The sequence below is a fragment of the Rhodohalobacter halophilus genome (genome assembly GCF_001715195.1).
GTDB lineage: Bacteria > Bacteroidota > Rhodothermia > Balneolales > Balneolaceae > Rhodohalobacter > Rhodohalobacter halophilus.
In genome coordinates, this window is record NZ_MDWE01000017.1 from 45,286 (window position 1) to 57,999 (window position 12,714).

Genomic DNA, 12,714 nt, shown 5'->3' on the forward strand with positions numbered 1-12,714 from the left:
GTCTTGTTGAATAAGACGGCTACATATCGAATAACGGTAAGTGCTTCCACTGAGAAACTCTCAGAGGTACGCGAATTTGTTGCGCTTCATGCCAGAAAACAGGGTTTTTCAAGCAAGCAGGTGTCCGACCTACAGCTTGCCGTTGATGAAGCCTATACGAATATCATCAAACATGCATACCAGAATAATTCTGATGAAAGTGTAGAAATCAACCTCTCCTTTGACCCCGATAAGCTCTGCATTAGCCTGTTTGACTACGGCAACAGTTTTGAACCTGAGAGTTATAATCTTCCTGATATCCGAAAAAAAATCAAAGAGAAGAAGAGAGGAGGAATGGGTGTCTACTTAATTCACCAGCTAATGGATAGTGTTTCATATCATCAAAATCCGGACAAAAATGAGATCCGGCTCTGTAAAAAAAGAAATGAAACAGTGTAATGCCTGCAGACGAGAAAGAGCTACAAAACCGATTCGAAATTAAAACTGTTCTCGAAACAAGCAGGATGCTCATTGAGTCGCGCAACAGTGATTTTGTACTGAACAATCTGTTGCTGATCATTATGGGAAAGCTGCTTTCGGGCAAAGCGGCAATTCTCTTTTACAATCCTGCAAAAAGGGTTTACTCTGTTGAAAAAACAAAAGGTCTAAAAAGTATATCCGAAGGAGATTCGGTTGAGATCAAACTGGAAGAGTCTGAAAAAAGCTGTTCTCATATTTTCTATAACGATAAACCTGAGGCATTCCCCAGGCTTGCGGATGACATGAAAAACAGTGTGTTTTTTCCACTCAGAACAAGTAACCAGCATATTGGGTTTCTGTTCCTCGGATCAAAAGTGACTCAAAAAATGTTTGCCGCTCATGAGCTCGAGTTTGCCGAAAGCCTGTGCATCATATCCTCAGTTGCCCTTTCAAACTCTCTGCTGTTCGATGAACTGAAGAACACAAACCGCAAGCTCGACAGGCGAATTCATGAACTGAATACACTTTTCGATCTGTCTAAAGAGTTTAATCTGCTTACCGACAGGGATAAAATTTCCAACATCTTTAAATTTGCCCTTCTTGGTCAGCTTTTTATCCGCACATTTTTTCTGATTTATAAAACCCCTGATGGAATCTCTCTGCTTACACACAGCGGGATAAAAAAACCATTCACTCAGGATGATATCAACACACTTTTTGATCTATGCCCATTGGAAGTTAAAGCCATGGACGACCATTGCTATGGGGAAGTGCCCGCTCTAAAAACAAATCTGATCACCAATATTATCGGGATTTCAATTCAGGGTGAAAAAGTTGCTGTAATCGGTGTTGGTGAACGCGTAAACAAAGAGACTTACTCAGAAACAGATTTCAATTTTCTAAAATCACTCGCAAACCTGGCCATAGTATCGTTACAAAAAACCTACCTGCTCGAAGAACGCATTGATAAAGAGCGAATGGAAGAGGAGCTTTCAATTGCAAAATCAATTCAACGCGGATTGCTACCCGATCCGGTTCCAGAAGTGCAGGGAGTTGACCTTGCCGCCAGTACAATCTCTTCGCGCGAAGTAGGCGGTGACTATTTTGATGTTGCCCAAACACCCGACAACAACACCATTTTTGCCATCGGTGACGTCACCGGAAAGGGGGTGCCCGCCGCTCTTTTAATGGCTAATCTTCAATCGATGTTGCACGTTCTTTTACCGGTTGAAATATCGTTGGCCGAAGCCACCGAACGCATAAACGATATTATTTTCAACAACACTCCAAGTGATAAGTTCATCACATTTTTCTGGGGAAAATACCTTCACAACCAACGCATTTTCCGCTATGTGAATGCAGGTCACAATCCGCCACTGCTTTTAAGAAAAGGGGGGGACACACTGGATGAACTGAGTGAAGGTGGACTTTTGCTGGGGGCAATGGAAACACTTTCGCCTTACGAGCAGGCAGATATACAGTTGGAAAGCGGGGATATGATCGTTTGTTATACGGACGGCGTGAATGAAGCAATGAATAAACAACGGGAAGAGTTTGGTGAAGAAAGACTAAAAAGCCTGATCCTCCAGAACCGGAATCTCGCTTCTGAAGAGCTTATGGAGACAATTATTCGGGAAGTTCGGCAATTCAGCAACCACAATCTCGAAGACGATCTCACCCTGCTGATTATCAAAATTCGTTAGACCGGCCGGTGCTGATCATTGCGTTTGAGATTCCTCCCCTTTGTTGGTTTTCAGCCAATGCAATAATTGCCTCATAGGTTCTGTACCTGTTCATAATCTCTTTTACATACTGAACCGGTTCAATACCTCTCGCAAAGCCGTATCGTGCATCCTGGTAGTATCTTCTCTGCATCAACATCAAAAGTGCCTGCGATACATTTTCCCACTCATTCGGATTCTTGTTCTGATCTATCACCAACCTTCGGGCGTCAGCCATGTGCCCCAAACCAACATTATAGGTTGCCAGTGCCATCTGCCACTGATTGGTGCTGTCCATGTATGAGTAGTGATTTAGGTGCTCTTTAATTATTCTGGCACCCTCTTTAATATTAGTTACTGGATCGTATAGCTGCTCGTACTCCGTCTCAACAAACCTTGGGATTACCTGCATCAAACCAACTGCACCGGCCCAGCTTTTACTATTTGGATTGAAACTCGATTCCTGTGCAATCATTGCGGTTAGCATCAGCCAATCCAGTTCCATCGAGTCGGCAACGGCTTTTACTATGTCATCGTATGGAGAGATTATACCTATAGTTTGAAACTGCCATTCTGGATTATAAAATTCCGCAATTTGTCTGCTCTCTTCAAAATACCGCTGCCTCAAAACATTCAGAAACGTAGATCGGCGAGGACGTTCCCGATCTTCTGTAAATCGAAAATGTTTATAAAGAAAACGGTTCATACTCGATTCAAGGTCAGGGGCGTTACTTCGAATTGCCCATGCAATGGTATCTTTTTCTGCAATTTTTGGCCCCGGGAAAAGTCCATCCATATACCGGTTAGCCGCATCAAACATATTGTCATCCGCAACTGTTGCAAGAAGGTCTCCCTCGGCAACCTGAACCAGAGCCGCCTCGGTATCGATTGCGTCTGAAATGGTATCGATATTGATTTCAAAACCTTCGTCAATAAAGCTCTGCAGGCGTGCATAATAAGAACTGTTTCGCCGTACGGAAATCGGAATGCCTGACTCGGCAAGCTCTTCGAGGGTTTGTGGCTGTTCAGGAGAGTTTGCAGAATAGACCAAAAGTTGATCCACAAGGTTGTATGGCCGGGTGAACTTTACAATTTCTCTTCTTTCGGGGGTGATAGTGTAATTCGCCGCAATTACGTCTCCGCGCCCGCTATTTAATAGGTCAAAAGGGTTTTCATCTGCACCTACAATTACCACCTCAAGTGCCAGATCATTTTCACGGGCAAACTCCTTTACAAGCTCATACTCAAAACCAACCTCAATTCCCTGATTCAAAAAATAGGTATTTGAGCTGTAATAGGTGATCATCCTCAATACACCGCTCTCTTTAATTTCAGCTAAATCCCGCTGAACAGGCTCAAGCACGGAAACGGGGAGAGATTGCTCTTCAGAAATTTCCTCCTCATCTGTAACAGACTGCTCACCGGCACATCCGGATGAGATGAGTATTACTGACGACACAAGAATCAGGCTGTACATAGCCCTGATTTTTTTCAATTTTTCTAAGATTGCATTCATTAATTACAGGTTCGTTCCTGTTCTTTATACAGCGGTTCGCATCTCTTTCCTAATTTTCCGCTGCAGAAATCATCAATTTAACGCTAAAATGCTGCAAATCGTTTATTTTAGATGATTCCATTTTCTATAAACCCCTGATATATATTTGTTTAACTAACTTTAATTAGTCACTAAAACCGTTAAATTTATTATCTAACACTGCCAAATTACCTCATTTTTCCTTGATGACCAAACTATGGGGACACTGTTAGGTTTATTTAAATCTACTCCCTTTTTGTTGGTAAAAATTTAATTAAGTGATTCTGCCGGCCTGGTCATTCGTTTAGTCCATGTAAGCGCAACGCCGGCAATGATGACCAGCATTGCTATGATAGAAAAGTTTGAAGGGGTTTCGCCAAATATGAAAAATGCGGCTATTGCGGCAACGATTGCCTCGGAAAGTACCAATGTTGAGAGCAGAGTGGGCGAAATATATTTTACTGCATAATTCATTGCCCCATGCCCAAGCACCGTTGGTCCAATGGCAAGACCAAAACCAACTAAAATGGATGTAGCTGTAATTATTGGTATACCACCGACCCACAGAATCGTCAAAATCAGACAGGTGATAGTTGCATACGAATAGACATAGAATACATAATCGATCCACTCTGTTTTTTGTCTGATTTTACGCCCCAAAAGAAAGTAAACCACGAAAATAGCTGCAGAGAAAACGGCTAATGTATTACCCAAAAGGGCCTGGGGAAACTGAGCCATATTAGAATCATCTGCCATCCCAAGGAGTGCAGATCCCGTAAAAGCTACTATCACACCGAGCCATACAATGGGTCTGAATCGAGCCTTAAAAAGTATACTTTCTGCAATAATGAGCATCACAGGGTGCATGGTAACCAAAACAGAGGCAGAGGCAACCGATGTATAATGCAGCGAAGCGATCCACAAAGTAAAGTGAAGTCCCAAACTCACCCCGGCCGCAATGAGTAAGTAGTTCTTGATACCGGCTTTTTTCAGTTTTTTCAGGGACACTCGTTTGGGATACCAAAACGGAAGAAGTACCAAAGCCGAAAAACCGGTTCTCATAGCTGCAAGTGCAAGAGGCTCTACCTCTGTAGCAAAACGTACCAATATGGGTGCAAAACCAAATGTGAGCAACCCTGCAACAAGAAGTGTTACAACTTTGGTGGTGGGCACGTCGTGTTGTGAAGCACTATTCAAAACAGTTATCGAATTCGGTCCATCGACTGAACCAATTCTTCATCTTTTTTGATAAGCCGGCCAGCCTGCCAAAGTGAAATGAGTGATAAAACTATTAACCCCGAACTCAAAACTTCTCTCCATAAAAATTTTCCGAATCCGCCGAGAGAGAACAAGGTCCCCACAGCAAACCCTAATGCAACTATTTGAATATAGGTTGCCAATTTCACCCACTTAAGCTGATTTGACCTGTTATTATATAAAAAGATGGAAATAAGGGCCAACAGCATGGGGACTGTCAGTGAAATCGCCATACCCATCCCAAACCAGGCCGCCGGATCCTGCACGGCGTGGCTGTAAATCGGGGTAAAAAATACAGCGAGATTAAATATTACTGTAAGTGCTAAGAATAGAGTTTGTGGTCTCTGAATCACGGTATCATGTTTTGCTTCGATTTTTGCCAAAAATAAGAATATTCAGGCAGATCTCATGTTTAAAAATTATCTGCCTGAATCGATCTATTTAAGACTTCAATTTTGAAAGTCGCTGTGCAAACGAATCAAATGCGGAGTAGAGTACAGGTACAACAATTAAGGTGAGAAAAGTTGCAAATGTAAGACCACTGATTATGGCAATTCCCATTGGACCCCAGAAGGCAGTACTCTCTGAACCAAATTGCAGGTTTGGATCGAAATTTGCAAACAAGTTTACAAAGTCCACGTTTATTCCAAAGGTAAGGGGAACAAGCCCCAGAATCGTGGTCAATGCAGTCAGAATTACGGGCCTGAATCGAATCAGACCGGCTTCAACAATCGCATTTTTCTTTTGAAGTCCCTGCTCTGTAAGCTGCTTTACATAGTCCAGTAGCACAATATTATTCACACACACAATTCCAGCCAGTGATATAATGCCAATGAATGTCATAAGTCCGAATGAGGTACGGGTAAGAATCAAGCCTAACAATACCCCAATCAAACTAAGACCTACCGCTACCATAATAATAAATGGAGAAACAACACTGTTGAATTTAGCCAGCATCACCAGAAATATAAGTGCAAAACCAACCATGAGTGCTGTTGTCAGAAATCCGAATGCTTCTCCCTGTTCCTCGTTTTCACCGGTATATTCAATAGAGTAGCCGGTTGGAATATTTTCGCGATAGTCGCTCAATAGTTCTTGTACATTTGCCAGAACTTCCGGACCGCTAAAACCGGGGGCTGCCTGACCTTCGATTGTTGCGGTTCGCTGAAGATTTAAACGAGTTATGGAACCGAGACCTGTGCCTTCTTCAAAGGTAGCTACAGATACCAGCGGAATGGATGCTCCGGTTTGAGTAACCACATTCAATCCGCGCAGGTTTTCCAGATCCTGCCGGTCTTCGGGGCGAAGCCTTACAACAATATCGTATTCATCTTCGCCATCGCGCCATTTACTCGTTTCCAGGCCGTTATTTGCAATTCGAATGGTTTGGGCTATATCGGCCATACTTAACCCAAAACGACTCGCCCTCTCATAGTCAGCCAGTATTCGATACTCCGGAGTCCCACCGCTTACATTGTTTCTGACATCTACAAGGCCGGGAACCGATTGGGTTACGGAAGCCTCAATAAGCATCTGAGTAATCTCATCAGTGATCCTCACAATCTCATCGAAATTTTCACCTGAAACCTCAATATTAACAGGTGCTCCGGTTGGCGGGCCCTGCTGCTCTCCTTCAATCCGAACATCGATATCGGGTATATTTCTCACAATTTCCCGGAGTTTAGTCAGAGTATTTGACGATGGTTCGGCCCTTTCTCCGTAATCAACCAGGTTCAGAGTTAATCTGGACAGTTCCGGACTTTGGCCACCACCGCCAAAAAACGGATCGCCGGATACTCCAACATTGATCTGAATATTTTCGATGTTAGCCTTTACAAGTGGATCTTCATCAATCAGAGCATAAATACGCTGCTGTACTTCTTTTGCAATTTCATCGCTGGCTTCCACATTCATTCCTATCGGCCCTTCGAGCTCGATATTAATACGGTTTGGATCCGTTTCGGGAAAGAACTCAACACCCGTTGGTGCCAGGCCAAACATTGCAAAAATTGCAAAGAGCGCACCCATAACGGAGTTGAGCAGAAGTGCTCGGTTATCTGTTAAAATAAGTGGTTTTCTTGATCTGCGAAAAAGGCCAATCGCACCGATTATGATCAGAAGCGTCGGCACAGACATAAGTACCATCCAAACTTCCAGACTTACAGTGTTTGAAATCGAAACAAGGGACAGAATAACTCCATTTAAAAGCCCCAGAACCAAACCTGAAATAATGGAAATTTTTCCGCCCACAAAAGCGGCTTCAAGCGTATGAATAATCACAAGAACTGCACCTACAACACCAAATACTCCCGCAATAAAGTAGAGTATGGATGATGCCGGTGAAAAAATCCCAATTATCGCACCAAAAACTCCGAAAATCAATGCCAGTGCGAGGCTCGAGAGTGACGCTGCATTCCTCAACATGGAATATTTACCGGAGTAATCTCTTTTGAGAAACGTGCGGAGCATCACTTTATAATATTTCAAGATCCGCGGCAGAGTGTATTCATTAAATCGCTCCGATACCGGTTTGATGATAAATTTAAACGATAGAACAAAAAAGAGGATCGTCAGAATGGTAACAACCAGCGTCGTGAAGTTTGCCATTCCAATTGCAACAGTCATAAAGATGCCGAGTGCTATCAGAATCCCTTTCACATAAACCGACATCGGCTTCTTCTCTTCCCCATCAAGCCGAACAAGATACGCCGTAAGTACAGGGTAAAGTACAAGCGCCACAAAAAGTGAACTGAGAAGAACCACAATCAGTGTCATTGGCAGATAGCCCATAAACTGCCCAATAATACCGGGCCAGAATGTCATTGGAACAAACGCCGCCAACAGAGTAGATGTAGCCGCAATCAGGGCGTATCCAACTTCATCGGTTGCAAGCTTTGCCGCTTCGAAACGGCCGTACCCCATCTCCCGATAGCGGTAGATATTTTCAACCACCACAATGGAGTTATCAACCAGAAGGCCAAGGGCAATAATTAAGCTAAAAAGAATAATAAAGTTAGCCGAGTATCCCAATGTGTAGAGCACGATAAATCCGACCAAAATGGATAGAGGAACGGCTGTACCCACTAAAAGCGCATTGCGCACACCCAGAAAAAAGACTAGTACCAACACCACAAACAGCATACCGCTGATGATACTGTTCTCAAGATCTGAAATGAGCTCCCTCACATCCTCGCTCTGGTCACCTGTTATGACCACACTGGTTCCGCCGGGTATCGGGTAGTCGTTCACAATCGCCATCACCTCTTCAACCGTGTCAAGAATATTCGCGCCGGGCCGCTTTTTCACATTCAGGCTAATAACCTGATTATCCTGAATTTCAGACTCATCCAGTTCTCTTTTTCCGCCGTTCTCATCAACTTTGTAGGCCCGGAGTCTTGCAAAACTTTCGCGGTCTTTGAACCCGAAAATCACCTCTGCAACATCACGCATATAGACCAATCCGGCACTTTGGTTATTCTCACCCATTGGACGTGCTACAACCAGGTTCTCAATTTCTGCAGGATCATCAAACTCGCCGCTAACCCGTAGCAGATAGCTCATCATATCTACATCAACCGTACCGCCCGGGATAGTAAGATTTTGTGCCTGAATGGCGTTGACCAACTGGCCAAATCCCAATCCATAACCGTTGAGTGCGCCCAAATCTACATTAACCTGAACTTCACGTTCAAGGTCGCCGACCATCTCTACTTCGCGAATTCCCGAACCCGTCTCAATGGCATCCTTCATACGGTCGGCCACCTCGGTCAGTCGGGAGAGGGGATAATCTGCGGCCAGGTTCACCGTCATAATCGGGAAGTCATCGAGGTCGATCTCTACGATAAACGGCTCTTCTGCATCCGGCGGGAGTTCATTCCGCGCCAGATCTACTCGCTCTCTTACCCGTTGGCTCGCCTCCGTGATGGGTACATCCAAATCGAACTCCACTACAATACTGCTGAAGCTCTCCAGCGTATTGGATCGAATCTCTTTCACCCCGTTTATTCCCTGCAGTTCACGCTCAATAGGCTGCGTAATCAATGATTCCATATCTGACGGGGAGATACCGGGATAAATGGTATTAACGATAAATATCGGGATCTCAATGGAGGGGTTGGACTCCTTCGGGATGGAGCTATAACTAAATGCACCGGCCATAATCAGAATTGCCGTCAATACAACAATTACTGTACGGTTCTTAATGGTTAGTTCTGTTAATTTCATGCTGTCCTTATTCAGATCGAAATTTGAGGAAAATCGTAATTCAACTTAAAACGAGACGACAGGGCGGTCTGCCGATCGAAGCTTTTGCGCTCTCTCTGTACTCGACTCGGTATGTAAAATATTGAGCTCATCACCTTCACTCAGATTTCTCACGCCGGATATAACCATCTCATCACCGGTCTCGAGTCCATTTACAATTTGAATTAACGGACCTGATGAAGGGCCGGTCTGGACATCCACCATTCTGGCAACTTTTGCACCATTCTGTTCAGCAGCCACAAAAACAGCCACGCCGGTTTCATTTCTCAATACCGCTGTTCTCGGTACAATAATCACATCATTAAGAGTAGCCCGATCCAGCAGCAGATCCACAACCATTTCCGGTTTGATAATTTGTCCTGAATTGTTCAGCTCTACCTCTATAGCAAATGTTCTGGTTTCAGGATCAAGCACATTACCTGCATAGGTTACTCGGCTTGTCCGGGGCTCTTCATTCAATGCCCTGAAATTGAGCTCCACACGCGATCCCTCGGTAATTTCTCCGGCATACCTTTCCGGTACTCCAGCCTGGATCCGAACCCGGTCGGTATTAACCAGTCGCACAACCGGCATCCCCGGGTTAATCAACTCACCGGTTCTGATAAACCTCTCTTCAATTCTCCCGGAAAATGGCGCCTCAATTCGTGAATCTTGAAGTTGTTTCTCGGCCTGATTAAGCTGTGATTTTGCCTGATCCCGTTGTGCCCGCGCACTGTTATAATCCTGTGTACTCACAATCGAGTCGGCATAGAGTGACTCCAGCCGGTTAAACGTGTCTTCTGCCAGTTCGTAGCCGGTTTTTGCCGCTTCATATTGAGCCTGGATCAGCCGGTCATCAATTTGAGCAATCACTTCCCCCTTCTCAACACGCTCACCCCGCTCTTTAATGGACATAATCCGTCCTGATATCTCAGCAGAGATCATTGCGTCCTCTATCGCTTCAACAGTTCCGGAAACTCGTACAAAATCTTCAAAATCATCCGATTCAATCACGATCGTTTCTACCGGCATCAGCCTTGCACCGGCGGGTCCGTTATCTTCACCGTTTTCTTGTGGCTCCCCGCAGGCGATTACCAGAAGCGAGAGCATTCCAATGGATAATAATTTCTTTACGTAGTTCATCATTTTATTCATTCGATAAGTTATTCAGTATCTAAAACAGGTTTTCCAATTGATTTTTCGTACTGGCTGAGTGCCGTTAAGTAGTCATATACGGCAGAGAGGTAGTTGAGCTTACTTTGATCCAGCAAAGAAGAAGCCTGACGCTCCTGAAGCGAAGTTCCTGCTCCCTCCTGAAGTCTTTTTAAAGCAAACTCGTAGTTCATCTCAGCCTGCTCAAGATTGCGCTCCTGACTGCGAATTCTTTGCAGCGCCGTTTCCAGGTTTTTCAGCGTCTGGTCAATTTCCAGATAAACTGCATTCTGTTGCATCTCTCGGTCGATTTCTGCCTGACGCACATCAATCTTGTTTTGCTGTACCTGCATTTTGGTCTGAAATCCGTTAAATATTGACCAGTTCATTCTCAAGCCAACCGATACCGCCTCATTCCAGTAGGAATCATCAAAAAAGCTCCGATCGGACGAAGTAAACGAAAACTCCTGACCCTCTACCGGCGAAATGGATGTGCGATTGTTGGGTACCGACCCGATGTATGCAAAATTCGCAAATGCATTCAGAGTGGGTAAAAACCTTGATCTTGTCACATCACCCTCAATTTTTCGCAACTCAAGCAGCGATGCCGTCTGTCTGATATCGGGTCGCTGTTGAAGTGCGATTTCATATGCTATTTCGCTGTCGCTCACATCCGGCTGAAGTGAGTCGTCGTACTCAAGAGAACCGCGCAGCTTCACACTCTTCTTTGTGGAGATACCCAACTGAAGTGCCAGATTTTTGGCTGCCAGTTCGGCTTGGTTTTCGGCTTCAATAAGGTTTGTTTCCAGGTTTACAAGCTCCACCTCCGCACTTACACGATCATACTTCGAAAGTACACCCGCCTCGACAGAACGCCGGGTCTCCTCAACAGTTTTCCTCAGCCGCTCCACACTTGTACGAAGAACTTCCACCTGCTCTTTTGCCAAAAGTGCAGAGTAGAAAGAGTTCTTTACTTCGTTTACCACTTGCTGACGGTCGGCCTGAACCTGATCCTCATTCAGCTCTCTGAACTGCCTTGCAGCTTTGATGGCAGAAAACGCGGCTCCGTTATAGATTGCCTGCGTAACTGACAGGCCAAACTCGAACTGATTTTCAACCGCAAATGGATTATCTCCGCTCATTCCGGGCGGTGTTATACCGGCATCCCGGTATCCCTGCATCTGGCGGTCAACATATTCATCCAATGGAATCGGCTCTGTATTAGGGTCATTATCGGTTCTGGCCGATTCGTTGTAAGCGAGCCAATCAACCGCTCCGAACGACTCAAATAAGCCGCCGGCGTCAGATCCGGCAAAAGGGTTGGGTGTTCGAAGGTTTCGTGTATAGCTTCCGGAAGCATTTACCTGTGGATACACTGTTCCCCAGGCCTCCCGAATTTGCGCCTCTGCGCGATCGAGATCCAGAATTCCCTTGCGAAGCATATAGTTATTAACCAGTGCAATCTGAATAGCCTCATCCAGGGTGATAACTATTTCGTCGCCCTCAGTCAGCTCAGCCACATCCTGCGAGATGGCAGGGAGTGCAGCAAATACAATAAAAAGAAGCGATAGCCCCCCGGCTGCTGCAATTTTAGTTAGATTCATATTTCTGTCTTTAACTGTCCTTAAAATTTTATTGCGGTTTTGTACGAACAACCCATTATGTTGTTACACTTTTTCTGACTGCCGGTCATTTTTTATTCCACTGCTCATCAACTGGATAAAACTCTCCATTAAGCTGTCAAAACTGAACTCAACATCATCCAGGATAGCCATGTGCCTCCTCTTGTTTTTAAGCAGCGCCACATGCACCACGCCCTTCGATGCTCCCCACATAACCAGCCCCAGTTCTTTCGGGTTGATTCCTCCATCAATTGAGCCATCCTGTATCCCGATCTGCATAGCTCTTACGATGTAAGTCATCGCCTCACGGGCATTCTCCTCACAAACCTTAATCATCGGGCTGTCATTGTATTTATCGTCATCCAGTATATTTTCATAGTAGTTGAATGCCGAAAAATAGAGCGGGTTCTTTTGTATAAACCGTAAGTAGGTATATCCAATTTCCCGCACCATTTCCAGCCCACTTAATTCTGTGGCAAGAACTTTTGCCAGCTCTCGGTTCAGTTTTTTTGATCCGCGATCACAGATGGCCAGATAGATTGAAACCTTACTCTTAAAATGGAGGTAGAGCGTTCCTTTTCCCAGCTCGGCCCCCTCGGCAATCTGCTCCATTGTGGAACTTTTAAACCCGTGCTGATGAATCACTTCCTCAGCTACATCAATAATAAGTTCGCGCCGCCGAAGTCGCTCACGCTCTTTTCTGGATAATTCTTTCATACTTTGACTG

At 44.8% G+C, this 12,714-nt stretch carries 9 protein-coding genes; 2 read left to right on the forward strand and 7 right to left on the reverse strand.

What is annotated here, in order from left to right; all coding sequences use genetic code 11:
• Positions 1-6 precede the first annotated feature (6 nt).
• Complete coding sequence (locus BG260_RS06160; RefSeq protein ID WP_069131088.1) at positions 7-438, forward strand: ATP-binding protein; 432 nt, start codon at positions 7-9, stop codon at positions 436-438.
• On the forward strand, positions 438-2,162 hold the full coding sequence (locus tag BG260_RS06165) for a GAF domain-containing SpoIIE family protein phosphatase (RefSeq protein WP_069131089.1): 1,725 nt from the start codon (positions 438-440) through the stop codon (positions 2,160-2,162). Before BG260_RS06160 ends, BG260_RS06165 begins: the two co-directional genes overlap by 1 nt.
• On the opposite strand, the gene BG260_RS06170 is transcribed toward BG260_RS06165, so the two are convergent.
• The 7 genes from BG260_RS06170 to BG260_RS06200 all read right to left on the reverse strand — a co-directional run bounded on the left by BG260_RS06170 (position 2,149) and on the right by BG260_RS06200 (position 12,704).
• Complete coding sequence (locus BG260_RS06170) at positions 2,149-3,657, reverse strand: MltF family protein (protein WP_087148689.1); 1,509 nt, start codon at positions 3,655-3,657, stop codon at positions 2,149-2,151. The two genes, BG260_RS06165 and BG260_RS06170, sit on opposite strands and share 14 nt — an antisense overlap.
• Before the next feature lie 327 nt (positions 3,658-3,984).
• On the reverse strand, positions 3,985-4,911 hold the full coding sequence (locus BG260_RS06175) for a DMT family transporter (protein WP_069131091.1): 927 nt from the start codon (positions 4,909-4,911) through the stop codon (positions 3,985-3,987).
• Positions 4,912-4,916: 5 nt separating this feature from the next.
• Positions 4,917-5,354 carry a DUF4293 family protein gene (locus BG260_RS06180; RefSeq protein WP_245683909.1) on the reverse strand — a complete coding sequence of 146 codons (438 nt, stop codon included), beginning with the start codon at positions 5,352-5,354 and terminating at the stop codon, positions 4,917-4,919.
• Positions 5,355-5,412: 58 nt separating this feature from the next.
• A complete protein-coding gene (locus BG260_RS06185) occupies positions 5,413-9,195 on the reverse strand; it encodes an efflux RND transporter permease subunit (protein ID WP_069131092.1) in 3,783 nt (1,260 codons plus the stop codon).
• Positions 9,196-9,240: 45 nt separating this feature from the next.
• The gene (locus tag BG260_RS06190; RefSeq protein ID WP_069131093.1) at positions 9,241-10,368 is read right to left on the reverse strand and encodes an efflux RND transporter periplasmic adaptor subunit; all 1,128 of its coding nucleotides are present in this window, start codon (positions 10,366-10,368) and stop codon (positions 9,241-9,243) included.
• Between the two features lie 8 nt (positions 10,369-10,376).
• Positions 10,377-11,969 (reverse strand): TolC family protein, encoded by a 1,593-nt coding sequence (locus BG260_RS06195; protein ID WP_069131094.1) that lies wholly within the window; start codon positions 11,967-11,969, stop codon positions 10,377-10,379.
• A gap of 63 nt (positions 11,970-12,032) precedes the next feature.
• Positions 12,033-12,704 (reverse strand): TetR/AcrR family transcriptional regulator, encoded by a 672-nt coding sequence (locus BG260_RS06200; RefSeq protein ID WP_069131095.1) that lies wholly within the window; start codon positions 12,702-12,704, stop codon positions 12,033-12,035.
• Between the last annotated feature and the right edge of the window lie 10 nt (positions 12,705-12,714).